Source organism: Niveispirillum fermenti, from assembly GCF_048066175.1.
Classification (GTDB): Bacteria; Pseudomonadota; Alphaproteobacteria; order Azospirillales; family Azospirillaceae; genus Niveispirillum; species Niveispirillum fermenti.
Genome location: NZ_JBLTXA010000006.1, coordinates 1 through 23,660 on the forward strand (window position 1 = coordinate 1; position 23,660 = coordinate 23,660).

A 23,660-nucleotide genomic window follows, 5' to 3' on the forward strand; every position below is an offset into this window, starting at 1 on the left:
AAGTACCCCACAACGTTCTGGCAATCACGCACGGACCTTGTGGGAAAATTCAAAATGCCGACCCCAATTGCAGTCACCGTATCGGATGCCGTCAAGGCAACCGGGATGTCGCGCACCTCGATCTACGAGGCGTTGAAGCGCGGCGATCTCTCTGCCAGGAAGGCCGGGCGGCGCACATTGATCTCCTTCGCCGATCTCGAAACCTATCTGGCCAGTCTCCCGAACTATCAGGCGGGAGCATAAGCCATGGTAACGCTCAAACGCCCAAACCGAATGCAGGTTGGACCCTCATGTTGCGGCTGGTTCCAGTCGCTCCCCTATAGCGCGGGGTTGATAGGATTGGATGCAGGCAGCCCGCTTATGGCATTCACTATCCACGCGGCGGGGTATGTCATGGCAATGCTTGATGGGGGGCTGTCATGAATCGGCAGCCCTTCCCCACCCATCGGCTTGCCGCATTGGCCCTTCTGAACAGCGACCACCGGTTCAGTCGCAAGGCCGGGCAATTCCTTGGTCAGCTTGCCGTTGATACCGCCCCTATGAGCGAGGCTCAGGCGGATTGGCTGGACAAGCTGCTTGACCGTTCAGGCCTGCCACCCATGGCAGCGGGAGGCGAATGATGGACGCCTACCCCAATGCACCCGGACACCGGGCGGTCGATACCTCAATCGCCGCTGCGGAAGCCCTGGCTCCCGCGCTCGGACGGCTCCAACGCATGGCAGAAGGCGCAATCCGTGAAGCGGGCGCACAAGGTCTCACTGCCGATGAACTAGCGGCCCGGCTCAATATGGACCGCTGGTCAATCCAGCCACGCACCAGCGAATTGAAGCGCAAGGGTGTGATCCGGGACAGCGGCATCCGCAGACCAAACCGCACCGGCAAAATGGCCATCGTCTGGATTGCCTCATAATGGCCGCTGCCATAGCCCGACCGAACGGCAAGGCCGGGCAAGGGCGTGCTTTTGAAACTTCACCGGTTTGCTGTTTCGGTGAAGTTCCAATCGCACCGCTTCAACGGCAAATGCGCGCAAGTCCGCCCATTTCAGCCGATGGCACGATGGTTGCTGTAAAGTACATTACCTCTGGTGTGGCAGCCCTTTCCGCTACCAGCCCCGGCAGAGGGGGTGCGCGCAACCGTGCCGACCGGGAAAGCCATGCCCTGACAGGCGCTCAGGTTGCCAACCTGAAAGCCGCTGAACGCTTCGCGGAAAAGATCGGGCGGCCCCTTACCCGTATGATCACCATTCATTGGGAAGCAGCCGGGGTGCCGCTGGGCGAAATGGCAAAGGCTACCGGTCGGTTCACCGATCTCATGACAAAGGCACTTGCTCGACATGGAAGCCCTACGGCATGGCTTTGGACACATGAAAATGTGCCCGGCAATGGCCATGCTAAAGGTGGTCACTGTCATTTGCTTGCCCACGTTCCCGCCCCCCTGGTGCCCGCTCTAACGGCGTTGCAGCGCGGCTGGCTTCGTCGGATCACCGGACGGCCCTATCAGGCGAGGGTAATCCACAGCAAACCCATTGGCGGGCGGCTTGGCCTGGAAACCGGTAATCCAGACCTCCACGCCATCAATCTGGAAACAGCGCTTTCCTATGTCCTGAAAGGGGCAAGCCGCATGGCCGCGTCACAATCCAGCCTGGAGCGGTTGCAGCCGGGCGGGCGCGTCATCGGCAAGCGGTGCGGCACGTCTCAGAACATCGGCGCTACAGCGCGTAAGACAAGGAATTGACCATGAAACAGGAAACCACTCCCACAACCACGGCTAAACGGAACGATGCGCTTAAGGTGTACGCCAAGGACGGCGATAACCTGCCGCGCGCTACCGCAACAGCGATCCTGGCCACATCATTTCGCCACGCCATCACAACTTCACACCTCCACAAGGCGCAATTTGGCAGCATGGAAGATGCGCCCGGTTATGGCGATTACGCAGACGGCATTCGGCAACTCGGCGCGCATGCTGTTACAGGGGATTTGGCGTTTGCCAGTGAATTGCTCGCTGTTCAGGCCTTGTCCTTGGACAATATGTTCACGGAAATGGCCCGGCGCATGGCACTCAACATGGGCACACATATGGCGGCAACCGAAGCCTACGCCCGCATTGCGCTGAAGGCTCAGGCACAATGCCGGGCTACCCTGGAAGCGCTGGCAAAACTTCACCAGTCACCCGAACAAACCGTGCGCCATGTGCATGTGAACGAAGGCGGCCAAGCCGTCATTGCCGACCAATTCCACCACCATGCGGGGGGATGCCAAAATGCAGAAGCCACCGAACAACCCCATGCAGCCGGAACCGGCGCGACTCAGGGCAGCCCCACGATGCTTAGCCATGACGCGCAATGGAACGGCTTGCCAAGCCCCTGCGATCAAGGGAGCGAAGCGGTGCCGGATGCACGGCGGCAGAGGTAGTGGTGCGCCTGAAGGCAACCGTAACGCCTGGAAGCATGGTACCCGATCTGCCGAAACATTGGCAGCCGCTCAATACCTAAACAGGATTGCGCGAACGGTAGGCCATTGAACCGGCCTGCACCGCTGCACTTGGGGAACCCGATAGCCCAGCGCGCCACCTATCGGGGAGCGTTTATGGGAATTTCAGCGCCCCACCGCCAATTGTTCAATAGATTCAAGGGTGAATGGCGGAGAGGGTGGGATTCGAACCCACGGTACCCTTGCAGGTACTTCGGTTTTCGAGACCGACGCGTTCGACCACTCCGCCACCTCTCCGCAGCCTTCGCCAGATCAGAAGCCAGGATGGTCGTCCCCGGCACCGGCGAAGTGGCGGGGAACCTACACAAAGCCTTTGCGGAGCGCAACACTCCTTTTTTAAGCCACCCGACATTATATAAGAGCGGCATGCGGTGAATCGGCGGCACCCTTGCAGGCCGGGCGGGGCCGGAACCCAAGGGAAAGAGTCGGTTCCCGGTTGACAGCCCGTCTCGGACAGGTATATTCCGCCGCCTCTGGGAACGGAGCCGGTTCGGCTGCCGTATTCCTTTTTGCGGCAGAATGGAAGGGGCCGTCCCATTGGCGGGGGTTCCCGGATCTTTAAGAAGTGGTGGTTAGAATGTTCGCAGTCATCCGCACCGGCGGTAAGCAGTACAAGGTCGCGGCCGGCGACGTCATTCGGGTCGAGAAGCTGGCCGGTGAGGCTGGCGCCTCCCTGAAGCTGGACGAAGTCCTGCTGGTCAGCAACGAGGGCACCACCACCGTCGGGTCCCCGCTGGTTGCCAATGCCTCTGTCACGGCCGATGTCGTGGCCCAGGACCGCAACGACAAGATCATCATCTTCAAGAAGAAGCGCCGCCAGAACTACCGCCGGAAGAACGGCCATCGTCAGGAAGTGACGGTGCTGCGCATCACCGGTATCCAGGCCTGAGCGCCTTTTTGAAGCTATCTGGTAAGGAGTAGGTTCCATGGCACATAAAAAGGCAGGCGGCTCGTCCCGCAACGGTCGTGATACCGCCGGTCGCCGTCTGGGCGTGAAGCGCTTCGGTGGCGAATCGGTTCTGGCCGGCAACATCCTGGTCCGTCAGCGCGGCACCAAGTTCCATGCCGGCCCGAATGTCGGCATCGGCAAGGACCACACGCTGTTCGCCCTGGTCGACGGCAATGTCGAGTTCAAGACCGGCCTGAAGGGCCGCACCTACGTGGCCGTCAACGGAAACGTTGCAGAGGCCCCGGCGGTCGCCGCCGAGTAAGGTCTGCCGCCGGTTTCGGCCGGTGTCCGGAATGTGACGGGTCGGGGGAGCGGGCAACCGTTCCCCCGATTTGTTTTGTTTGGGCTTTGATCCCCGCTGGGCGTGAAGGGCTGCGCGTCGCGTGGCCTGTCACCTTACCCGATCCACCCCGACAGCATGCCGCCCCCACGACAGCGGGGGCCCGGGGGCGATGGAACCGGCGGCAGGGCCTATGCCCCGCCTTTGTCCCCGCCTTCGCGGGGACAAAGGCTAGATGCCCCGGGCAGGATTGCCTGTACGGGGCCCTGTTCTCTCTTTGGCTTTCGCGGTGCCGCCATGAAGTTCCTCGACCAGTGCAAGATCTTCCTGAAAAGCGGTGACGGCGGGCCCGGGGCCGTGTCCTTCCGGCGGGAGAAGTTCATCGAATATGGCGGGCCCGACGGTGGCAATGGCGGGCGTGGCGGCGATGTCGTGATCGAGGCGGTGGACGGCCTGAACACACTGATCGACTATCGCTATCAGCAGCATTTCAAGGCCAAGCGCGGCGATCACGGCATGGGCCGGTCCCGGTCGGGCGGGCGCGGCGACGATGCCGTGCTGCGCGTGCCCGTCGGCACCCAGGTGCTGGACGAGGACCAGGAAACGGTGATCGCCGACATGACCGAGGTCGGCCAGCGCGTGGTGCTGCTGCGCGGCGGGGATGGCGGCTATGGCAACGAGCATTTCAAGACCTCCACCAACCGCGCCCCCCGCAATTTCGGCCCCGGCTGGCCGGGGGAGGAGCGCTGGGTCTGGCTGCGGCTGAAACTGATCGCCGATGCCGGGCTGCTGGGCCTGCCCAATGCCGGCAAGAGCACCTTCCTGGCCGCCGTGTCGCGCGCCCGGCCCAAGATCGCCGATTACCCGTTCACGACGCTGGTCCCCAACCTGGGCGTGGTGAAGGCGGGCGAGGAAGAGTTCGTCATCGCCGACATCCCCGGCCTGATCGAGGGCGCGCATGAAGGCCATGGCCTGGGCACCCGCTTCCTGGGCCATGTGGAGCGCACGCGCGTGCTGCTGCATCTGGTGGACGGGACGCAGGAGGATGTGCAACTGGCCTACCGCACCATCCGGCGTGAATTGCGCATGTATGGTGGCGGGCTGGCCGACAAGAAGGAGATCGTCGTCCTCAACAAGGTCGACGCCCTGACCGAGGAAGAGATCGAGTTCAAGCGCACCAAGCTGCGCCGGTCGGCGAAGAAGCCGGTGCTGGTCATGTCGGGTGCGGCCGGCCAGGGCGTGCAGGAGGTGCTGTATGCCCTGCTGAACATCATCAAGGAAGGCCGCGCGGCGGAGGATATCGCCGCCGAGGAGGCGGCCTACCGCGCGCGATATCGGCCGATCGAGGAGTGACCGGGACCTGTGGTGCCGTGCTCCGCCGTTGACACCCGCCCCAACATCCCTATCTTTGCCCGGTTGAGCGCAGGGCCCAGCCCTCCGCCACCCTCATCTTGCGGAAAGGCCCCGGCATCGGGGTGACGGCGTTGAAGAAGAAGCTGTTCATCAAGACCTATGGCTGCCAGATGAATGTCTATGACAGCGACCGCATGGTCGATGTCCTGGCGCCGCTGGGCTATGAGCCGACGGACAGGCCCGACGGCGCCGACATGGTGATCCTGAACACCTGTCACATCCGCGAGAAGGCGTCGGAGAAGGTCTATTCCGAACTGGGCCGCATCCGGCTGATGCAGAATGACAAGGCGGCCGAGGGTGGTCGCATGGTGGTGGCCGTCGCCGGCTGTGTGGCGCAGGCCGAGGGCGCCGAGATCATGATGCGCGCGCCCCATGTCGACATGGTTTTCGGGCCGCAGACCTATCACCAGTTGCCGGAGATGGTGGTGCGCGCGGTACGCGGGGCCGGCGGCGTGGTCAATACCGACTTTCCCGTGGAGAGCAAGTTCGACCTGCTGCCGGAGGAAGGCTTCCGACCCCAGGGCCCGGCCGCCTTCCTGTCGGTGCAGGAGGGTTGCGACAAGTTCTGCACCTTCTGCGTCGTGCCCTATACGCGCGGATCGGAATATAGCCGCGCCGTTTCGCAGGTGCTGGCCGAGGCCCGCCGCCTGGTTGGCCATGGCGTGCGCGAGATCACGCTGCTGGGCCAGAATGTCAACGCCTTCCACGGCGAGGGGCCGGATGGCAAGGTCTGGGGCCTGGGCCGCCTGATCCGCGCGCTGGCGGAAATCGACGGGCTGGCCCGCATCCGCTACACCACCAGCCACCCGCGCGACATGGATGACGACCTGATCGACGCGCATGGCACGGTGCCGCAACTGATGCCCTTCCTGCATCTGCCGGTGCAATCGGGGTCCGACCGCATCCTGGCCGCCATGAACCGCAAACATACGGGCGACGATTACCGCCGCCTGGTGGACCGGTTGCGCCAGCGCCAGCCCGATCTGGCGCTGTCGTCGGACTTCATCACGGGCTTTCCCGGTGAAACGGACCAGGATTTCGCCGACACGCTGCGGCTGATCACCGATGTCGGCTTCGCCCAGGCCTACAGCTTCAAATATTCCGCCCGCCCCGGCACCCCGGCCGCATCCCTGGAAGGCCGCCAGGTGGACGAGGCGGTGAAGGATCAGCGCCTGCAGGCCGTTCAGCAGTTGCTGAACGCGCAGCAGGTGGCCTTCAATCAGACCCTGGTCGGCCGGACCCTGACCGTGCTGTTCGACCGGGTGGGTAAGCACGAAGGTCAGTTGCTGGGCCGCAGCCCCTTCATGCAATCTGTCCATGCCGATGCACCCGCCCGCCTGATGGGTCAGATCGTCGAGGTGGCGATCGACGGTGCCTTCGCCAACAGCCTGTCCGGCCATGTCGTGACGGGCGAGACCCTTACCCCGGCCGGCCGCCCGGTCATGGAGGCACACGCTTGACCACCCTGGAACTGTCGTTCGACGACAACCGCCTGCTGCCCCTGCTGTTCGGTGAACATGGACGTTTCCTGACACGGCTGGAGCAGCAGACGGGCGTGCGGCTGGTATCGCGTGGCAATGTCCTGTCCATCTCTGGCGATGCCGCGTCGACCGACGCGGCCCGCGCCGCCGTTCTGGCCCTGTGGGACCGGGTGAAGGCCGGGATGCCCGTGGGACCGGGCGAGGTGGACGCCGCCGCCCGGCTGGCGATCAGCACCGACGTACAGACCGGGGGTGTCGCGCTGGCCCAGATGGCCGACCCGCGCGCCGGTCTTCGCACCAAGCGCCGCACCATCACCCCGCGCAGCGCCACCCAGGCCCGGTATCTGGAGGCCCTGGCGGAACATGAGCTTGTCTTCGGGCTGGGGCCGGCGGGCACGGGCAAGACCTATCTGGCCGTGGCCCAGGCCGTCAGCCTGCTGATGCAGGGCTCGATCGAGCGCATCATCCTGTCGCGCCCCGCCGTGGAGGCGGGGGAACGGCTGGGCTTCCTGCCCGGCGACATGAAGGAAAAGGTCGATCCCTACCTGCGCCCGCTCTATGACGCGCTGCATGACATGCTGCCGGGCGACCAGGTGACGAAGCGGATGGAAACCGGCGTGATCGAGGTGGCACCGCTGGCCTTCATGCGCGGCCGCACCCTGAGCCATGCCTTCGTCATCCTGGACGAGGCGCAGAATACCACGCCCATGCAGATGAAGATGTTCCTGACCCGCCTGGGCGAAGGCAGCCGCATGGTGGTGACAGGGGACATCACCCAGATCGACCTGCCCTCGGGCCAGAAATCCGGGCTGCGCGAGGCCCTGTCGATTCTGCGCGGGGTTGATGGCGTCGCCTTCGTGGAATTCACCGACCAGGATGTCGTGCGCCACCCGCTGGTCGGCCGCATCGTGCGCGCCTATGACGCGGCGGAACGTACCGGTGCGCCGGCGGCGGGGGCCTGATCCGCGATGACCGACCGCGTCGATCTTGCCATCAGTATCGAGGATGAGCGCTGGGAAGCCCTGGCGACCGGTGTGGAGGCGCTGTGCGCCCGCGCCGCGCGTGCCGCCCTGGACGCCGCGCACGCGCAGGACCCGGATTGGCTGCCCGCGGGGCCGCTGGAGATGTCGCTGGTCCTGGCCGATGACGCGACAGTCCAGGATCTGAACAGAAATTACCGTGGCAAGGACAAGCCCACCAACGTCCTGTCCTTCGCGCTGTATGCCGATGGCGGCGAAGATGGCACGGAAGGCGAATGGGACGAAACCATCGACGAAATCGATCATTCCGATGAAGCCGATAGCGAAGATGACACGGAATTCCTGTCGCCAGACGCCCCGGTTCCTGTAATATTGGGCGATGTGATCCTGGCGTTTGAAACGGTGGACCGCGAGGCGCGCGAACAGGGCAAGGCCTTGGCGGACCATCTGACCCACCTGGTGACCCATGGGGTGCTGCACCTGCTGGGTTACGACCATATCGAGGATTCCGAGGCCGCGTTGATGGAACGGCTGGAAACCCAGATCCTGTCGGGGCTCGGCATTGCCGACCCCTATGCCGGGCGTGATCCGTCGGACGGATACCACGCGCCCGACGACCCCGGCGATACCGCCGGGCATCCGGGGCGACCGCCCCCGGACCCGTCCCCATAACCCCTGAAAGATGATGGCCGACCTTAGCGACAGTCGATCGCCCCGCGAGGACGGGGCCGAAGAAAATGGAACCTTCACCCAGCAGCTTCGTGGCTGGCTGCGGTCAATCCTGGGGGTACGCGGGGGCGAGACGCTGCGCGACACCATCGAGGAACTGATCGAGGAGACGGGTTCCGCAGAAGCTTCCATGGCGGAGGGCGAGCGGACATTGCTCGCCAATATCCTGAAGCTCCGTCATCGCACCGTGGTGGATGCCATGGTGCCGCGGGCCGACATTATCGGCGTGCCGCTGGATATCCCGCTGACCGACCTGATCCTGCGCTTCGCGACCGAGGCGCACAGCCGCATGCCCGTCTACCGGGAAGAGCTGGATGACGTGATCGGCATGGTCCACATCAAGGACGCGCTGGCCTGCGTGGCCGGGACCCGTCCCTTCGACCTGGCCGCCATCACGCGCGAGGTCATGATCGTCACCCCCAACATGCCCGTTCTGGACCTGTTGCTGAAGATGCGGCAGAAGCGCCAGCATCTGGCCCTTGTCGTGGATGAGTTCGGCGGCATCGACGGGCTGGTCAGCATCGAGGACCTGGTGGAGGAGATCGTCGGCGACATCGAGGATGAGCATGACGACGCCAAGACCAACGCGCTGGTGCCCCGCCCGGACGGCACGCTGCTGGTCGATGCGCGCATCCCGGTGGAGGAGTTCGAGGCCCAGCTTGGACGCTATTTCCAGCCGGAGGAGCTGGAGGATGTCGACACGCTGGGCGGGCTTGTTTCCTCCATGGCCGGCCGGGTGCCGTCACAGGGCGAGACATTCCAGCATCCGAGCGGTCTGGCCTTCGAGATCGTCGATGCCGACCCCCGGCGCGTCAAGATGCTGCGTGTCCGCAATCTCGCCACGAACGGCACCGATGATGCCGATGAACCGCAGCGGGCGGTGGGCTGACCTTCCCACCCTTCCGGCCGGGCGCCGGTGCAGGGGACGTGGTCATCCACACCCCTGATCAGCCATCCGGCCGGGAAGCACGGGTTCCCCGGCCATATAACCGCCCAACCGCACAGCGTGGCCGTTCGCACCCCAAGCCAGGGCAATCCCTTCATGACCGACCATGCCGTTTCATCCCGCATCGACCGGCTGGCGGCGCGGTTCGTCATGGCACGCGGGCGGGCGCGGCTGGGCCTGGCCGCCCTGGCCGGGGCGCTGGCCACCCTGGCACTGCCACCGGCCCATCTGCTCCCCCTGCTCTGGCTGGCGGTGCCGGCCCTGATCTGGCTGCTGCGCGGATCGTCGCGCAAGCGGGACGATTTTGCCATCGGCTTCGCCTTCGCCGTCGGTCATCATGTGCCGGGTCTCTATTGGATCAGCGCCGCGCTGTTCACCGATATCGGGCGCTTCTGGTTCATGCTGCCCTTCGCCCTGCTGGGGCTGCCGGCCCTGCTGGGCCTGTTCCTGGGGGCGGGCATGGTGGCCCATGGGTGGGTCCGCCGCCGGCTGGGCCTGATCGGCTGGGCCGAGGCCGCTTGTCTGGCACTGGCCTGGACGGCCGTGGAATATCTGCGCGGACACCTGTTCACGGGCTTTCCCTGGAATCTGATCGGCTATGGCTGGGTGCCCGTGCTGCCGGTGCTGCAGACGGTGTCGGTGACCGGCATCTATGGGCTGTCGCTGGTCACCATGCTGGCCGCCGCCCTGCCCGCCGCCCTGTCGGGGCCGAAGCCGTCCTGGCGGCCGGCGCTGGCCGGTCTGCTGGCGCTGGCGCTGCTGGCCGGCTGGGGCGGCTGGCGCATGACCGGCCAGGGGCTGGGCACGGTGGAGAACGTCACGCTGCGCCTGGTCCAGCCGAACATCCCCCAGACCCTGAAATGGCGGGAGGAACAGAAGCTGGCCAACCTGCGCCACCTGATGGATCTTTCCCGCGCGCCGGGCCATGACCGGGTCACGCATGTGATCTGGCCGGAAACAGCCGTGCCCTATTGGATGTCATCAGACAATGATGATGCCGGTCAGCGCCCCTTGCTCGATTATCTTGCCGACGCGGCCCCGCCGGGCGGTGCACTGATCACGGGCGGCAACCGGCTGGACAGCGACGGTGACGGCAACCAGTCCTATTTCAACAGCCTGTTCGTCGTGACCGGCGATGGCCGCGTGACCGCCAGCTTCGACAAGTTCCATCTGGTGCCCTTCGGGGAGTACCTGCCCCTGCGCGGCCTGCTGCCCAAGGGCATGACGGCTGTTGCCGCGGGGGCCGATTTTTCCCCCGGCGATGGTCCGCGGTCGCTGACCCTGCCGGGGGCCCCGCCGGCCAGCCCGCTGATCTGCTACGAGGTGATCTTTCCCGGCGCGGTGATGCCGGGGGCGGGCGATGCTGCCCGGCCGCAATGGCTGCTGAACCTGACCAACGATGCCTGGTACGGCCACACGGCCGGACCGTACCAGCATTTCGCCATCACGTCCGTGCGGGCGGTGGAGGAAGGCATTCCCCTGGTCCGGGTGGCCAATACCGGCATTTCCGGGGTGGTTGACGCCTTTGGTCGTATACGCGGATCTATTCCCCTCGGCCAGGGGAGTATCCTCGATATCGCACTACCCGAAGGCGCGGATTCCGTGCCATTGTATGCTCATTACGGTGATGCGATCCTCGCTATTGTCTGGCTCGGAGTTTTGCTGACAACCATCCTGAGCCGGCGCCGGACGCTGTGAAACGTGGGTGAAATGCGGGTGAAACGCGGCATTTCCCTGGGGATAAACGGCCCGTTTACTATATTTTCCGGCCTTTAGGGCGCGATCGGAACACCGCAATTGCTACCGAAGAATAGGGCATGCCTCTTGACGACATGCAAACGTATGTCGCAGGATCGGCACAACACCATTCTGGAGGTTGTTTCCATGCAAACTGAAACCCGTGGCCGTCGTGGTGGCGGCCGGCCCAAGTTGGGCAAGCCGAATCCCATCGACGTTCATGTCGGTACACGTGTTCGCCTGCGGCGCACGCTACTGGGCATGAGCCAGGAGAAGCTGGGCGAGGCCATCGGTCTGACCTTCCAGCAGGTGCAGAAATACGAGCGCGGTGCCAACCGGATCGGTGCGTCGCGCCTGTTCGATCTTTCGCGTGTCCTGGACGTGCCCGTCTCCTTCTTCTTCGACGATATGCCGCATCCTGACGGCTCGCCGAACCCCGCGCCCACCCCCATGCCGGAAGCGGGCGAACCCGACCCCATGGCCAAGCGCGAAACGCTGGAACTGGTGCGCGCCTATTACCGGATCACCGATCCGGCCGTGCGCAAGCGTATCTTCGAACTGGCCAAGGCCGTGGCCGGCGCCTCCGACGCGGCGTGACGGCGGCCGCCCGCCGCCCTTTGGCACGGAGGGGGGCCGCCCTGCGGCAAAGCGGGAATGAGCGCACCGCGCTTGACCCTTGTGGAAAAGATTGCGACAAACGCGCGTGCTCGGGGAAACCGGGCAGCGCGTTTTTCACTTCACGGTTCCAACCCTGTTCAGCCGAGGCGTCGCAAGTGGCCAAATCGAACTTCGTCTTCACCAGCGAATCCGTGTCCGAAGGCCATCCGGACAAGGTGTGCGACCGCATTTCCGATGCCGTTGTCGACCTGTATCTGGCCCAGGACCCCTATGCCCGCGTCGCTTGCGAAACGCTGGCCACCACCAACCGCATCGTCATTGCCGGTGAAGTGCGCGGCCCCGAAGGCCTGCTGGGCCAGGTGGAAGAGGTTGCCCGCGCCGCAGTGAAGGATATCGGTTACGAACAGGATGGCTTCCACTGGAAGAATGCCGAGGTTTCGGTCTTCCTGCATGCCCAGTCGGCCGACATCGCCGTCGGCGTGGACGCCGCTGGCAACAAGGACGAGGGTGCGGGCGACCAGGGCATCATGTTCGGGTATGCCTGCAACGAGACGCCGGCCCTGATGCCGGCGCCGATCTATTACAGCCACAAGCTGCTGAAGGGTCTGGCGGATGAGCGTCACAGCGGCGCCACCCCCTGGCTGGGCCCCGACGCCAAGAGCCAGTTCTCCCTGCAATACCGCGATGGCAAGCCCGTGGGCGCCACCTCCGTCGTGCTGTCGACCCAGCATTCGGAAAGCGTCAGCCAGGAAGAGATCCGGGAGACCGTGCGCCGCCATGTCCTGTCCGTCCTGCCCGATGGCTGGATGTGCCCGGAAGAGGCGTTCTATGTGAACCCGACGGGCCGCTTCGTCATCGGCGGTCCCGATGGCGATGCCGGACTGACCGGCCGCAAGATCATCGTGGACACCTATGGCGGTGCAGCCCCCCATGGCGGCGGCGCCTTCTCCGGCAAGGACCCGACGAAGGTCGACCGGTCGGCCGCCTATGCCGCCCGGTATCTGGCCAAGAACGTCGTCGCCGCCGGCCTGGCCGACAAGTGTACGATCCAGCTTTCCTACGCAATCGGCGTGTCGCACCCGCTGTCGGTCTATATCGACACGGCCGGCACCGGCCGCGTGGATGAGGACAGGCTGTCCGACGTGCTGCGCGATCTGATGAACCTGTCCCCGCGTGGCATCCGCGAGCATCTGAAGCTGAACCGCGCCATCTATGCCCGCACGGCCGCCTATGGTCATTTCGGGCGCGAGCCGGATGCCGACGGCGGCTTCTCGTGGGAAAAGACCGATCTGGTCGATGCCCTGAAGTCGGCTTTCGGTGCCTGATCCGGGCAGGGCGGGGGCCTGCCCCGCCCTGCCCCACCCGTGCCTGCCGCAACGGCCCGCCTGCCCGGCGGGCCGTTTGCCATTCAGCCCCTCGCCGCGTTCTTTTCCTTCCCCCCCATCACGCCCTGGTCGAGCCGCCCCATGTCCGAGGACAGCATTCCCCATCGCAAGGTTCTTTATGGCCGCCGCCATGGCCGCCCCCTGCGCCGGCACCGGCAGGAGGTCATGGACACGCTGCTGCCACGCATGAAGCTGGTTGCTCCGGAAAAGGGCGCGCGGCTGGACACCGCAAGCCTGTTTGCCGAACCCAAGCGGGACCTGTGGTTCGAGGTCGGATTCGGCGGGGGCGAGCATCTGGCCTGGCAGGCGGCCCGGAACCCGGAGATCGGCTTCATCGGCTGCGAGCCGTTCGTGAACGGCGTGTCCAGCCTGCTGAAGCATGTCGAGGAAGGCGGGCAGAACAATATCCGCGTGGTTCCCGACGATGCGCGGCCCATCCTGGACGCGCTGCCCGACGCATCGGTGGGGCGGGCCTTCGTGCTGTTCCCCGATCCATGGCCCAAACTGCGCCACGCTTTCCGCCGCTTCATCGGCCCCGACAATCTGCCGCGCCTGTCGCGCGTGCTGAAGGATGGGGCCGAACTGCGGATCGCATCCGACGATCCGAAATTGCAGCGCTGGATGCTGGAACATATGCTGCGCCATCCGGATTTCGAATGGCTGGCCAGAACGGCGCAGGATTGGCGCGTCCGGCCCGAAGATTGGCCCCAGACGCGCTACGAGAAAAAGGCGCTGGAGGCAGGACGAAGCCCAGTGTTCATGCGTTTCATTCGCAAAATACGCGAAACCTGACCTTAAGAATCGGTCAGACCCGGCGTTTTCAGTGGAAACTGACCTTTCGCACTCTCCAAAATCGCGCAACTGGGGCGCATCATTCCGACCCTATGATTTCCGTTCCAGGTGGAACGACCAGGCCTCGCTACCCTGTCCCCAAGGGGGAGAACAGGAAGCGCGGAAAGGGGGAGGAAGGAATGATGCGACTCCGCGATTTGCAGATCGGGATGAAAGTGAACCTCGCCATGGGCCTGCTGGCCCTGATCGCCGTGATCATGGCGGGCATGGGTCTTTATGCAATGTCCGTGTATCAGACCGAGGTCGAGCGGATGGGCCGTGAAACGCAGCGGGCCGTGCTATCCGAACAGATCAACGGCCTGATCAACGCCGTCGTGATGGACAGCCGCGGCATCTACATGGCGCGCGACGCGGAGGAACTGGAGCGGTTCGCCCGGACCCTGACGGCCAGCCTGGATATCCTGGACCGGCGGCTGGGGGAGTATGAGGCCGTGATCGACCCCGCCGCCGCCGTGCAGATGCGCGATGCCATCACGCGGGGCCGCGAATTCATCCGTTTCCGCAGCGACATGACCCGCGCGGGCCGCACCGACGGGGCCGCCGCCGCCCGCGCCATCGGCGACAACGAAGCCAACCGCGCCAATCGCAAGGCCTTCAACGAGGTGATGGTCAAGCTGTCCGCGCAGCAGGTGTCACAGGTCCTGGCCGGCATCGACGGGCTGGCCGCCTTCGGCCGCCATGAGAGGCTGGTCATGCTGCTGGTGGCCGGCTTTGGCATCGCCCTGTCCGTAGCCTTTGCCATCTGGCTGGTGTCGCGGCAGGTGACGGGCCCGCTGGCCGCGGTGACGGGCACTGTCCGCAACATGGCCGGCGGCGACCTGTCGGCCACCGTGCCGGAGACGGGCCGCGCCGATGAGGTGGGACAGATCGCGCAGGCGCTGGACGTGTTCAAGCGTGGCTTGCTGGAAGCGCGCCGGCTGGAAGCCGAGCAGAAGGCCGAACAGGCCGCGAAGGAGGAACGGCGGCAGCGGCTGGAACGGCTGACCGGTGATTTCGCCGGCAAGCTGGGCCAGGTTTCCACGGCGCTGGCCCGTTCCGCCCAGGAGATGCGCGTGAGCGCGGAGGGCCTGTCCGGCGCGGCCCGCGCCGCCGCCAGCCAGGCGGCCGAGGTCGCCACCGCATCCGACGAAAGCGCCGCCGGCGTGCAGAGCGTGGCGGCCGCGACGGAGGAGATCAACGCCTCCATCGCCGAGATCGCGCGCCAGGTGGTGGAAGCCAACAATGTCGCCCGCACCGCGGTGGAGGATGCCAGCGAGACAAGCCGGACCATGGACGGGCTGCAAGGGGCCGCCACGCGCATCGAGGAGGTGGTGGGCCTGATCCAGGGGATCGCCGCCCAGACCAACCTGCTGGCCCTGAACGCCACCATCGAGGCAGCGCGCGCCGGGGAGGCGGGCAAGGGTTTCGCCGTCGTGGCATCGGAGGTGAAGCAGCTTGCCATGCAGACGGGCAAGGCAACGGAGGATATCACGACCCAGGTCGCCAGCATCCAGCGCGAGACGGGTGCCGCCGTCACCGCCATCGCCCGCATCGCCAACACCATCGACAAGATCGGGGAAATCACCACCGCCCTGGCCGCCGCCATCGAGGAACAGCAGGCCAGCACGAACGAGATCGCCCGCACGGTGCAGGAGGTGGCGAACGGCACCCAGGCCGTCTGCAATGCCGTCCAGGGCGTCAGCAAGGCCGCCGCCAATACCGGCGGGGCCGCCGGAACGGTGCATGGCACGGCATCGGACCTGACGCATCAGTCCGAGGTGCTGAACACCGAGGTCGACCAGTTCGTGAAGACGCTGATGGCCGCCTGACGGCCGGTGCGACAAAGACGGGGGCCGGGCCATCGCTGGCCCGGCCCCCATGCCTATGCTTACAAGGTCAGGGCCGCAGGGCCCAGCCGATCAGGGCCTTTGCTTCGGCCCCGTCCCAATGCGCGGCCCCGGCCAGGCGCCCGATCTCCCGCCCGTCGGCATCGACCAGGATGGAAAGCGGCAGCCCTTCCTTCAAGGGAAAGGCCTTCATGGAGGCCATCTTCTGATCCAGATAGATGGGCAGCGCGGTCAGGCCCGTCTTCTCGAAGAAGGGCCCGACCTCGTTCATCCCGCCGCGATCGACGGAAATGGCGACGACCTGGAACCGGTCGCCGCCCATGTCGGCCTGCAGCCGGTCCAGCGCCGGCATTTCCCGGATGCAGGGGGCGCACCAGGTCGCCCACAGATTGATCAGCAGCACCTTGCCCTTGAAGGACGCCAGATCCACGGGCTGCCCCGTGGCGTCCATCACGGTCAGGGCGGGCAGCGCCGGGCGTTCCGCATTGGCCACGAAGGGGCGCGACTCGCCCTGGAAAATCGGCATGGCGGCGGGTACGGCGGCGGCCGGCGTGGAATTTTCCGTCTTCTCGCCACAGCCCCCCGTCAGAAGAATTGCTGTACCCACGGCCACGATTGTTGCGATGCGTCGGAAAATCGCCATTCTGCCCTCTGTCGAACTTTGCCGGACCTTCGGGTCCCTTTGCTGCCAGCAACAGAGTTCGTGCCCGGCGGCCCCGCCGTCAACCCTGGAAACTGACGCAAGACGACGATGACCGACAGCCAGAACCCCAGCGACCAGACCGGAACCGATGCCAATGCGCTGTGGGGCGGGCGATTCGCCAGCGGTCCCGCCGCCATCATGCAGCAGATCAACGCCTCCATCGGGTTCGACCAGAAACTCTGGGCCCAGGACATTGCCGGGTCGAAGGCGCATGCCACGATGCTGGCGGCCCAGGGCATCATCACCGCCGAAGACCGCGATGCCATCCTGAAGGGGCTGGACCAGGTCGCCACGGAGATCCGAGAGGGCCGCTTCTCCTTCACGGTGGAGAACGAGGATATCCACATGAATGTGGAATCCCGCCTGAAGGAGATCATCGGGGAACCCGCCGGCCGCCTGCACACCGCCCGGTCGCGCAACGATCAGGTGGCGACCGATTTCAAGCTGTGGGTCCGCGACGCGCTGGACCGGCTGGACACCGACCTGCAGGCTTTGCAGGCGGCCCTGATCGACCGGGCCGGACAGTTTCCCGACCTGATCATGCCGGGCTTCACCCATTTGCAGACAGCCCAGCCCGTCACCTTCGGCCATCACCTGCTGGCCTATGTGGAAATGCTGGGCCGTGACCGCGCCCGGGTGCGCGATGCCCGCGCGCGCCTGAACGAAAGCCCCCTGGGCTCCGCAGCACTGGCCGGCACGCCCTATCCCATCGACCGCGACGCGACGGCGCGCATGCTGGGCTTTGACCGGCCGACGGCCAATTCGCTGGACGCCGTGTCCGACCGTGATTTCGCGCTGGACTACCTGTCGGCGGCCAGCATCTGCGGCACCCACCTGTCACGCCTGGCGGAAGAGATCGTGATCTGGTGTACCAGCCAGTTCCGGTTCATCCGCCTGACCGACGCCTTCACGACCGGCAGTTCCATCATGCCGCAGAAGCGCAATCCCGACGCCGCCGAACTGGTGCGCGCCAAGGTGGGGCGCGTCATCGGCGCGCTCAACGGGCTGCTGATCGTCATGAAGGGGCTGCCGCTGGCCTATTCCAAGGACATGCAGGAAGACAAGGAGCCCGTGTTCCAGGCCGACGAGACGCTGGCCCTGTGCCTGGCCGCCACCACGGGGATGATCCGCGACCTGACGCCGGACCCGGCCGCCATGCGCCGGGCCGTGGAGGCGGGGTTCCCCACGGCCACCGACCTGGCGGACTGGCTGGTGCGCAGCCTGGGCGTGCCGTTCCGCGACGCCCACCACATCACGGGCCGCATCGTGAAGCTGGCCGAGGAGGCCGGCACGGGCCTGGCCGAGGTGCCGCTGGACCGGATGCAGCAGGTGCATCCCGGCATCACGGAGGCGGTCTATGCCGTGCTGACGCTGGAAGCGTCGGTGGAAAGCCGCACCAGCTTCGGCGGCACGGCGCCGTCGCGCGTGCGCGAAGCGGTCGAGGCCGCCCGGAAGCGCTTCCTCTGATCTGCCGCCCCGGCCCGCAAGGGACCGGGGCCTTGCTTCCCCCGACAAGGACGCCGCCCATGCGCAAAGCCCTCCTTCTCGCTGCCCTGCTGGCCCTGTCCGCCTGCGGTGTGAAACCGCATTTCCCCAAGGCCCCGCCCGGCAGCCCGCCGCCGCACACCTATCCCGACCCCGCCGGCGACCCCAAGCCGGCCCCCAGCACCGACGCCGAGAAGCCCGCATCATGACCTGCTTTCCCGTTCCCGGTTTCCATTATGTCCAGGGCCGGCTGCATGCCGAAGGCGTGGCCCTGGAGGCCATCGCGGCGGCCGTGGGCACGCCGACCTATGTCTATACGACCGAGGGGCTGACGGCCGCCTGGCGTGCCTATGCCGATGCCTTCGCGGGCCAGGATGTCGATATCTGCTATGCGCTGAAGGCCAATTCGAATCTGGCCGTCATCCGCACGCTGGCCACCCTTGGCGCCGGCGGCGATGTCGTATCGGTGGGGGAGATGCGCCGCGCGCTGGCCGCCGGCATCCCGGCGGGCAAGATCGTCTTTTCCGGCGTGGGCAAGACGAAGGCGGAGCTGGCCGCCGCACTGACCGCCGGCATCCACCAGATCAATGTCGAAAGCCTGCCGGAACTGGATGCCCTGTCGGCCGTGGCCGTGGAACTGGGGATCGACGCCCCCATCGCCATCCGCATCAACCCCGATGTGGATGCCGAAACCCACGGCAAGATCAATACGGGCCGCAAGGAGGACAAGTTCGGCATCGATTTCGCCCATGCCGGCGAGGCCTATGCCCGCGCCCTGTCGCTGCCGGGCCTGAAGCCCTTAGGCATCGCCGTCCATATCGGGTCCCAGCTTTTGAAGACCACGCCCTTCCGCCGGGCCTTCGGCAAGCTGGCCGGCCTGGTGCGGGAGTTGAAGGCCAGCGGCGTGCCCCTGTCGCGCATCGACCTGGGCGGCGGCCTGGGCGTGCCGTACAAGTCCGAGGACGCGGCCCCCGACTACCACGCCTATGCCAGGGCCATTGCGGAGACGGTGGGCGATCTGGGCTGCCGCGTGACGCTGGAGCCCGGCCGTTCGCTGGTGGCCGCCGCCGGCCTGCTGCTGACCCGCACCATCTTCGTGAAGGACGGGCTGCACCGCCGGTTCCTGATCGTGGACGCGGCCATGAACGATCTCGTGCGCCCGGCCATGTACGAGGCCTGGCACAGCGTGGTGCCCGTGGCCGAGCCCGCGGCCGGCGCCCCCCTGACGGAGGCCGACATCGTCGGCCCCGTGTGCGAGACGGGCGACACCTTCGCCCGGCTGCGGCCCATGCCGCCCGTGGCACCCGGCGACCTTCTGGCTTTCCTGACGGCGGGGGCCTATGGGGCCGCCATGTCTTCGACATATAATTCGCGTCCATTGGTGGCCGAGGTGCTGGTGTCCGGCGACCGGTTCGAGACCGTGCGCCGCCGCCCCAGCTTCGAGGATTCACTGACGCTGGAAGCGATGCCCGATTGGCTCTCCCCCTGACCCCGCCGTCAGGGTAGTCTGGGGCAGACGTTCAAGGTTGAAGACAGGCATGCCCCGACCCGAGCAGCATCCACAGCCCCCTGGCCGGTCGGCTTCTGACCGGCAGGCACCCGACCGGCAGGCCGGGTCGCTGCTGCCCCGCTTGCGGAACCTGCTGCGCGGGCGACGCCGCACCGGGCCGGGCCAGGGCGGGCCGGGCCAGGGCGGGACCACACCGGCCCGGCCCGGCGATGCCGGCAGCCGTCCGATGCGCGTGGCCGGCGCCGTCCTGTGGTGGGAGGCGCTGTGGCCCGCGCTGTGGCGCCCGCTGTCGCTGGCCGGGCTTTTCCTGGCCGCCGCCTGGGGCGGGTTGTTCATCCACCTGCCGGTCTGGCTGCATGTGCCCGTCCTGCTGGTGCTGCTGGCCGGGCTGGCATGGCTGGGCCGGCAGGGATGGCGGGATTTCCGCGCGCCGACCGAAGCGGATGCCCGCCGCCGGCTGGAGCGCGACAGCCACCTGCCCCACCGCCCGCTGACCCAGTTGCGCGACGGCATCGCCGGCGGTGCCGGCGATCCGCTGTCCCACGCCATGTGGCGCCTGGCCCAGGAACGGGCGCGCCAGCAGGCGGACCGCCTGCGGCTGGATGCCCCCGACAGCCGGCTGCCGGCGCGCGACCCCTGGGCCCTGCGTGTGGCCGCCGCCCTGTGCATGGTGGTGGGGGCCGTCATCGGCTGGGGCGATCTGGGCAGCCGGACCATGGGCGCGCTGCTGCCATCCCTGGGCATCGGGGAGTTCCTGGCCCCCACGCGGCTGGATGCCTGGGCCACGCCACCCGACTATACCGGCCAGCCCCCCGTCTTCCTGACGGCCACCCCCACGGCCGGCCAGCCGGAAGGGCGGCCCCTGTTCCTGCCCGCGGGCACGAAGCTGGTGGTGCGGCTGGATGGCGGCTATGGCACGCCGGTCCTGGTGGCCAACGGCACCGACACGGATTTCCAGCCGGTGGCGGGCGGCGGCTATCAGACGGAAATGGTTCTGACCAGCGGCGAGGGCGTATCGGTGCGGCAATTGGGCCGCGAGGTGGCGTCCTGGCCGATCCGGCTGGTGCCCGACCAGCCGCCGGGCATCGCGTTCCGCACCCCGCCCGCCGCGACGGAGCGCCAGTCGCTGCGGCTTGATTACACGGCTGCGGACGATTACGGCATCCATGCCGTCACAGCCACGGTCACGCTGGCCGTCGACGCGCCCCCCGCACTGGACCGCACCCCCATCGAACTGACGCTGCCCGTGGCCTCCAGGACCCGGCGGGAGATCACGGGCACGGGCTTCCACGACCTGACCGGCCACCCCTGGGCAGGGCTTCCCGTGAAGGTGCGGCTGCACGCGCAGGACGGGGCGGGCCAGTCCTCGCAAAGCGCCGAGCAGGAGGTGGTGCTGCCCGAACGGCAGTTCCACCATCCCGTGGCGCGCGCCGTGATCGACCAGCGCAAGGCCCTGATCCTGATGGGGGACGAGGTACGCCCCCTGGTGGCCCGCCACCTTTACGAACTGTCGGCCGCCCTGGACACCTATGGCGGCGATCCCGTGGCCTTCCTGGCCATGCGCAGCGCCGTCGGCCGGTTGATGCGCAACCGCGCCGACGACACCGTGGCGCAGACGATCGCCATGCTGTGGGACGTGGCGCTGCGGATCGAGGATGGCAACCTGTCGCTGGCCGAACGCGAGTTGCGCGACGCTCAGAAGGCGCTGATGGAGGCGCTGGACCGCGACGCCCCGGCCGAGGAGGTCGATCGCGCCATGCAGCGGCTGGAACAGGCCATGCAGGAGTTCATGGACGCCCTGGAACAGCAGGCCGGCCAGCCGCCGCCGGGCCCGTCACAACCGATGGAAGGGGCCGAGACCCCCGACATGCAGGCCATGACGCGCGACGACGTGGAGGACATGGTCCGCCAGATGCGCGAACTGGCCCAGTCCGGCAACCAGGAAGCCGCCCGCCAGATGCTGTCCCAGCTTCAGCAGATGATGGAAAGCCTGCAGAACGGCCGCCAGCCGCCGGGAGAACAGCAGGACAGCCAGCAGGGCCAGGCGCTGGCCGAACTGACCGAGCGCCTGCGCGACCTGCAGCGCCGCCAGCAGCAGGTGATGGACGAGACGTTCCAGCACCAGCAGGAAATGTTCGACCGGGCGGAGGAACTGCCCACCAACCAGTTGCCCGGCCTGGGCATGCCCAACCGGCAGGGACGCCAGCCGGGCCGGCAGCAGGGCGAAGGGCGACAGGGCGAAGGGCGACAGGGCGAGGGCCGGCACGGCGCCGCCGGCGACCCGCTGGCAACCACCCAGGAGGAGTTGCGTTCCGAACTGGGCGACATCATGCGCCGCCTGGGCGAAGTCGGCGGGCAGATCCCCCGGCCGCTGGGCCGGGCCGAACGCGCCATGAAGGACGCCGCCGACGCCCTGCGCGACGGGTCGCCCGATCAGGCCGTGGCATCACAGGGTGAGGTGCTGGAGCAATTGCAGCAGACCATGCAATCCATGCAGGAGCAGATGGCCCGCAGCAATCCGGGACAGTCAGGCGGACAGCAGACCAGCACCGGGCGGCGGCAGGGCCGTGACCCGCTGGGCCGCCCCCTGCCCGGCACCGGCTCGCTGAACGGGGAGGAAGTGAAGATCCCCACCGGGGCCGACATGCAGCGGGCGAGGGAGATTCTGGAGGAACTGCGTCGCCGGGCCGGCGAGCAGAACCGCCCCAAGGCCGAACGCGATTACATCGACCGGCTGCTGGACAGGTTCCGGCAATATTGAAATCCGAAAAAGGGGGAAGCGCGGTGCCCCCCTCGCCTCACCCCTGGCGCAGGCGGCGCAGCAGGGCTTGGCTGGCCTTGCCGTCCACCTTCAACCCCTCGGCCCGCTGATAGGCGCGGATGGCGGCGTCCGTGCGCTTGCCCAGAATGCCATCGGCCTTGCCCTTGTGATAGCCCAGCCGGGCAAGGCGGGTCTGAATTTCACGCACGCCGGCCTGGTCCACGGGCACGGGGCGCGCACCGGCGGCAGCACCGCTGGCCGAAGCCGCCCGGCCCGATGCCGTGGCACCCGCCCGTGCCCCCGCATCCCCGGGCGGCCCACCCAGCATGCCCGGCGGCGGTCCCTCTGCCAGTTGCACATTGCGCCCGCCCGCTTCCAGCCGCCGCAGGGCCTGCCCCGCCCGTTCATCCCCGGCATCCAGCCCGCGGCGATACCAGGCGCGGGCTGCCTCCAGGTCCGCGGCACCATCCACCCCCTGCTCATAGAGCGTGCCCAGCAGATAGAGCGCGCGCGCGATGCCCGCATCGGCCGCCTGCTCGAACCAGCGGGCAGCCAGGCCGGGATCACGGTCCACCCCGTACCCTTCGGTATAGAGAAGGCCCAGGTCGAACGCCGCTTCCGCATGGCCAAGGTCGGCGGCCTTCATGTACCAGACCGACGCCTCTTCCACATCGGCGGGGATGCCCTGGCCACCACGGAACAGTTCGGCCAGCGTCCAGCAGGCGTCGGCATCCCCGCGGGCCGCCGCCTGGCCATACCAATAGACGGCTCGCCCGATGTTCTGCGGGCTGGTCGGGGTTTCCATGGTCAGCGCCTCGGCCAGGGCCATCTGCGCCTCTGCATCCCCGTCCCGGGCCCGGCCCTCCAGTTCGCGCAAGGCCGCATCGGCCGTGGCCGGCAGGACGGGTGCCGTCGCAGTGCCTGCGGCCAGGGCCGCGGCGCCGGCCGATGCCGCCGGGCGCTTTCGGGGGGCCGCCGCCTCGGCCTTCGGTTTCTGCGCGACCAGACGGGGGGCCGGGTCGGCAGCCAGCGACGACGCGCCCGGCAGCAGCAGCAAACCGGACAGCAGCGGGGCGAATCGGACGCGGCGCAGGGAAGACAAGGATATGGACATGTCACGGTTCCGGCTACGCATGCCGGCTTCTCCACCACTGGATTCGAGGGGTCGGCGGCAGACTAGCACGAAAGGTCGCCACCGCCAGAGCCGGCTCCCGCGCCGTCGCCGATTTTCCCTTCATCGAGCCTGTTGCACAGGCGGTGGATTTTGACTATGGTGCGCGCCGCCCGAAAACGGGCCTCGTGTTGGGGCGTCGCCAAGCGGTAAGGCAGCGGTTTTTGGTACCGCCATTCCCAGGTTCGAATCCTGGCGCCCCAGCCATCCTTCCTCATTTCCTCTCCGCGGATCGTGCTGTCGCATGGGCCCGTCTACCCTTTCGGCATAAGGGCCGGAAGGCCCGCCTATGCGCCCGGTCAGCTTGTCAGCGGGTCATTTTGACGGAAAAATGATCTGTAG

General features: G+C 67.0%; 24 protein-coding genes and 2 tRNA genes. 23 read left to right on the forward strand and 3 right to left on the reverse strand.

The features are described 5' to 3' along the window. The 6 genes from ACM9LZ_RS07795 to ACM9LZ_RS07820 form a co-directional block, all read left to right on the forward strand. Nucleotides 1-243: helix-turn-helix domain-containing protein (locus tag ACM9LZ_RS07795; protein WP_416618821.1), on the forward strand; the 243-nt coding region annotated here is incomplete at its 5' end. A 176-nt stretch (nucleotides 244-419) separates the two neighbouring features. Beyond that, nucleotides 420-620, forward strand: a complete 201-nt coding sequence (locus tag ACM9LZ_RS07800; RefSeq protein WP_416618822.1) for a hypothetical protein — start codon at nucleotides 420-422, stop codon at nucleotides 618-620. After that, the gene (locus ACM9LZ_RS07805; RefSeq protein ID WP_416618823.1) at nucleotides 617-910 is read left to right on the forward strand and encodes a hypothetical protein; all 294 of its coding nucleotides are present in this window, start codon (nucleotides 617-619) and stop codon (nucleotides 908-910) included. Before ACM9LZ_RS07800 ends, ACM9LZ_RS07805 begins: the two co-directional genes overlap by 4 nt. Continuing rightward, a complete protein-coding gene (locus tag ACM9LZ_RS07810) occupies nucleotides 910-1,734 on the forward strand; it encodes a hypothetical protein (protein ID WP_416618824.1) in 825 nt (274 codons plus the stop codon). The genes ACM9LZ_RS07805 and ACM9LZ_RS07810 overlap by 1 nt, the downstream gene beginning before the upstream one ends. Before the next feature lie 2 nt (nucleotides 1,735-1,736). Beyond that, a complete protein-coding gene (locus tag ACM9LZ_RS07815; RefSeq protein ID WP_416618825.1) occupies nucleotides 1,737-2,414 on the forward strand; it encodes a hypothetical protein in 678 nt (225 codons plus the stop codon). Then, nucleotides 2,335-2,523, forward strand: coding sequence for an HGGxSTG domain-containing protein (locus ACM9LZ_RS07820; protein WP_416618826.1), 189 nt, complete (start codon nucleotides 2,335-2,337; stop codon nucleotides 2,521-2,523). Before ACM9LZ_RS07815 ends, ACM9LZ_RS07820 begins: the two co-directional genes overlap by 80 nt. A 116-nt stretch (nucleotides 2,524-2,639) precedes the next feature. Here the strand turns inward: ACM9LZ_RS07820 and ACM9LZ_RS07825 are convergent. After that, nucleotides 2,640-2,729: transfer RNA gene (locus ACM9LZ_RS07825), tRNA-Ser, on the reverse strand. Between the two features lie 340 nt (nucleotides 2,730-3,069). Between ACM9LZ_RS07825 and rplU the strand changes: the two genes are divergently transcribed. From rplU to ACM9LZ_RS07885, 12 genes are all read left to right on the forward strand, one after another. Further along, the gene (gene rplU / locus ACM9LZ_RS07830; RefSeq protein ID WP_416618827.1) at nucleotides 3,070-3,381 is read left to right on the forward strand and encodes a 50S ribosomal protein L21; all 312 of its coding nucleotides are present in this window, start codon (nucleotides 3,070-3,072) and stop codon (nucleotides 3,379-3,381) included. A 37-nt stretch (nucleotides 3,382-3,418) separates the two neighbouring features. Continuing rightward, the gene (rpmA, locus tag ACM9LZ_RS07835; protein ID WP_416618828.1) at nucleotides 3,419-3,703 is read left to right on the forward strand and encodes a 50S ribosomal protein L27; all 285 of its coding nucleotides are present in this window, start codon (nucleotides 3,419-3,421) and stop codon (nucleotides 3,701-3,703) included. Nucleotides 3,704-4,018: 315 nt separating this feature from the next. Beyond that, entirely contained in the window at nucleotides 4,019-5,074 is a 1,056-nt protein-coding gene (gene obgE, locus ACM9LZ_RS07840; RefSeq protein ID WP_416618829.1) for a GTPase ObgE, read from the forward strand. 131 nt (nucleotides 5,075-5,205) lie between these two features. After that, nucleotides 5,206-6,594, forward strand: coding sequence for a tRNA (N6-isopentenyl adenosine(37)-C2)-methylthiotransferase MiaB (gene miaB / locus ACM9LZ_RS07845; RefSeq protein WP_416618830.1), 1,389 nt, complete (start codon nucleotides 5,206-5,208; stop codon nucleotides 6,592-6,594). After that, nucleotides 6,591-7,577 carry a PhoH family protein gene (locus ACM9LZ_RS07850; protein WP_416618831.1) on the forward strand — a complete coding sequence of 329 codons (987 nt, stop codon included), beginning with the start codon at nucleotides 6,591-6,593 and terminating at the stop codon, nucleotides 7,575-7,577. The genes miaB and ACM9LZ_RS07850 overlap by 4 nt, the downstream gene beginning before the upstream one ends. A gap of 6 nt (nucleotides 7,578-7,583) precedes the next feature. After that, nucleotides 7,584-8,267 (forward strand): rRNA maturation RNase YbeY, encoded by a 684-nt coding sequence (gene ybeY, locus ACM9LZ_RS07855; protein WP_416618832.1) that lies wholly within the window; start codon nucleotides 7,584-7,586, stop codon nucleotides 8,265-8,267. 10 nt (nucleotides 8,268-8,277) lie between these two features. Further along, nucleotides 8,278-9,213 (forward strand): hemolysin family protein, encoded by a 936-nt coding sequence (locus tag ACM9LZ_RS07860; protein ID WP_416618833.1) that lies wholly within the window; start codon nucleotides 8,278-8,280, stop codon nucleotides 9,211-9,213. Nucleotides 9,214-9,366: 153 nt separating this feature from the next. Further along, complete coding sequence (gene lnt, locus ACM9LZ_RS07865) at nucleotides 9,367-10,968, forward strand: apolipoprotein N-acyltransferase (protein WP_416618834.1); 1,602 nt, start codon at nucleotides 9,367-9,369, stop codon at nucleotides 10,966-10,968. A gap of 186 nt (nucleotides 10,969-11,154) precedes the next feature. Continuing rightward, nucleotides 11,155-11,604: a helix-turn-helix domain-containing protein gene (locus tag ACM9LZ_RS07870; protein WP_416618835.1), complete on the forward strand. Its 450-nt coding sequence runs from the start codon at nucleotides 11,155-11,157 to the stop codon at nucleotides 11,602-11,604. A gap of 176 nt (nucleotides 11,605-11,780) precedes the next feature. Next, nucleotides 11,781-12,950: a methionine adenosyltransferase gene (gene metK, locus ACM9LZ_RS07875; RefSeq protein WP_416618836.1), complete on the forward strand. Its 1,170-nt coding sequence runs from the start codon at nucleotides 11,781-11,783 to the stop codon at nucleotides 12,948-12,950. A 141-nt stretch (nucleotides 12,951-13,091) separates the two neighbouring features. Beyond that, entirely contained in the window at nucleotides 13,092-13,802 is a 711-nt protein-coding gene (trmB, locus tag ACM9LZ_RS07880; RefSeq protein WP_416618837.1) for a tRNA (guanine(46)-N(7))-methyltransferase TrmB, read from the forward strand. A gap of 179 nt (nucleotides 13,803-13,981) precedes the next feature. Further along, nucleotides 13,982-15,670 carry a methyl-accepting chemotaxis protein gene (locus tag ACM9LZ_RS07885; protein WP_416618838.1) on the forward strand — a complete coding sequence of 563 codons (1,689 nt, stop codon included), beginning with the start codon at nucleotides 13,982-13,984 and terminating at the stop codon, nucleotides 15,668-15,670. 67 nt (nucleotides 15,671-15,737) lie between these two features. Here the strand turns inward: ACM9LZ_RS07885 and ACM9LZ_RS07890 are convergent, their stop codons facing one another. Then, nucleotides 15,738-16,331, reverse strand: coding sequence for a TlpA family protein disulfide reductase (locus tag ACM9LZ_RS07890; RefSeq protein WP_416618839.1), 594 nt, complete (start codon nucleotides 16,329-16,331; stop codon nucleotides 15,738-15,740). 108 nt (nucleotides 16,332-16,439) lie between these two features. Here ACM9LZ_RS07890 and argH point away from each other — a divergent pair, with 108 nt between their 5' ends. Genes argH through ACM9LZ_RS07910 form a run of 4 tightly spaced genes read left to right on the forward strand, consistent with a single transcriptional unit; the run spans nucleotide 16,440 to nucleotide 22,147 of the window. Beyond that, nucleotides 16,440-17,858, forward strand: coding sequence for an argininosuccinate lyase (gene argH, locus ACM9LZ_RS07895; RefSeq protein ID WP_416618840.1), 1,419 nt, complete (start codon nucleotides 16,440-16,442; stop codon nucleotides 17,856-17,858). 59 nt (nucleotides 17,859-17,917) lie between these two features. Further along, a complete protein-coding gene (locus ACM9LZ_RS07900) occupies nucleotides 17,918-18,085 on the forward strand; it encodes a hypothetical protein (protein ID WP_416618841.1) in 168 nt (55 codons plus the stop codon). Beyond that, on the forward strand, nucleotides 18,082-19,365 hold the full coding sequence (lysA, locus tag ACM9LZ_RS07905; RefSeq protein WP_416618842.1) for a diaminopimelate decarboxylase: 1,284 nt from the start codon (nucleotides 18,082-18,084) through the stop codon (nucleotides 19,363-19,365). Before ACM9LZ_RS07900 ends, lysA begins: the two co-directional genes overlap by 4 nt. 49 nt (nucleotides 19,366-19,414) lie before the next feature. Next, on the forward strand, nucleotides 19,415-22,147 hold the full coding sequence (locus ACM9LZ_RS07910; protein ID WP_416618843.1) for a TIGR02302 family protein: 2,733 nt from the start codon (nucleotides 19,415-19,417) through the stop codon (nucleotides 22,145-22,147). Between the two features lie 37 nt (nucleotides 22,148-22,184). On the opposite strand, the gene ACM9LZ_RS07915 is transcribed toward ACM9LZ_RS07910, so the two are convergent. Next, nucleotides 22,185-23,261 carry a peptidoglycan-binding protein gene (locus tag ACM9LZ_RS07915; RefSeq protein WP_416618844.1) on the reverse strand — a complete coding sequence of 359 codons (1,077 nt, stop codon included), beginning with the start codon at nucleotides 23,259-23,261 and terminating at the stop codon, nucleotides 22,185-22,187. Nucleotides 23,262-23,450: 189 nt separating this feature from the next. On the opposite strand from ACM9LZ_RS07915, the gene ACM9LZ_RS07920 reads away from it, so the two are divergent. Next, nucleotides 23,451-23,525: transfer RNA gene (locus tag ACM9LZ_RS07920), tRNA-Gln, on the forward strand. The last annotated feature ends 135 nt before the right edge of the window (nucleotides 23,526-23,660 follow it).

Coding starts and splice junctions, on each gene's coding strand:
- ACM9LZ_RS07800 (WP_416618822.1), top strand. CDS start 420: ATGAATCGGCAGCCCTTCCCCACCCATCGGCTTGCCGCATTGGCCCTT.
- ACM9LZ_RS07805 (WP_416618823.1), top strand. CDS start 617: ATGATGGACGCCTACCCCAATGCACCCGGACACCGGGCGGTCGATACC.
- ACM9LZ_RS07810 (WP_416618824.1), top strand. CDS start 910: ATGGCCGCTGCCATAGCCCGACCGAACGGCAAGGCCGGGCAAGGGCGT.
- ACM9LZ_RS07815 (WP_416618825.1), top strand. CDS start 1,737: ATGAAACAGGAAACCACTCCCACAACCACGGCTAAACGGAACGATGCG.
- ACM9LZ_RS07820 (WP_416618826.1), top strand. CDS start 2,335: ATGACGCGCAATGGAACGGCTTGCCAAGCCCCTGCGATCAAGGGAGCG.
- rplU (WP_416618827.1), top strand. CDS start 3,070: ATGTTCGCAGTCATCCGCACCGGCGGTAAGCAGTACAAGGTCGCGGCC.
- rpmA (WP_416618828.1), top strand. CDS start 3,419: ATGGCACATAAAAAGGCAGGCGGCTCGTCCCGCAACGGTCGTGATACC.
- obgE (WP_416618829.1), top strand. CDS start 4,019: ATGAAGTTCCTCGACCAGTGCAAGATCTTCCTGAAAAGCGGTGACGGC.
- ybeY (WP_416618832.1), top strand. CDS start 7,584: ATGACCGACCGCGTCGATCTTGCCATCAGTATCGAGGATGAGCGCTGG.
- ACM9LZ_RS07860 (WP_416618833.1), top strand. CDS start 8,278: ATGATGGCCGACCTTAGCGACAGTCGATCGCCCCGCGAGGACGGGGCC.
- lnt (WP_416618834.1), top strand. CDS start 9,367: ATGACCGACCATGCCGTTTCATCCCGCATCGACCGGCTGGCGGCGCGG.
- ACM9LZ_RS07870 (WP_416618835.1), top strand. CDS start 11,155: ATGCAAACTGAAACCCGTGGCCGTCGTGGTGGCGGCCGGCCCAAGTTG.
- trmB (WP_416618837.1), top strand. CDS start 13,092: ATGTCCGAGGACAGCATTCCCCATCGCAAGGTTCTTTATGGCCGCCGC.
- ACM9LZ_RS07885 (WP_416618838.1), top strand. CDS start 13,982: ATGATGCGACTCCGCGATTTGCAGATCGGGATGAAAGTGAACCTCGCC.
- ACM9LZ_RS07890 (WP_416618839.1), bottom strand. CDS start 16,331: ATGGCGATTTTCCGACGCATCGCAACAATCGTGGCCGTGGGTACAGCA.
- argH (WP_416618840.1), top strand. CDS start 16,440: ATGACCGACAGCCAGAACCCCAGCGACCAGACCGGAACCGATGCCAAT.
- ACM9LZ_RS07900 (WP_416618841.1), top strand. CDS start 17,918: ATGCGCAAAGCCCTCCTTCTCGCTGCCCTGCTGGCCCTGTCCGCCTGC.
- lysA (WP_416618842.1), top strand. CDS start 18,082: ATGACCTGCTTTCCCGTTCCCGGTTTCCATTATGTCCAGGGCCGGCTG.
- ACM9LZ_RS07910 (WP_416618843.1), top strand. CDS start 19,415: ATGCCCCGACCCGAGCAGCATCCACAGCCCCCTGGCCGGTCGGCTTCT.
- ACM9LZ_RS07915 (WP_416618844.1), bottom strand. CDS start 23,261: ATGTCCATATCCTTGTCTTCCCTGCGCCGCGTCCGATTCGCCCCGCTG.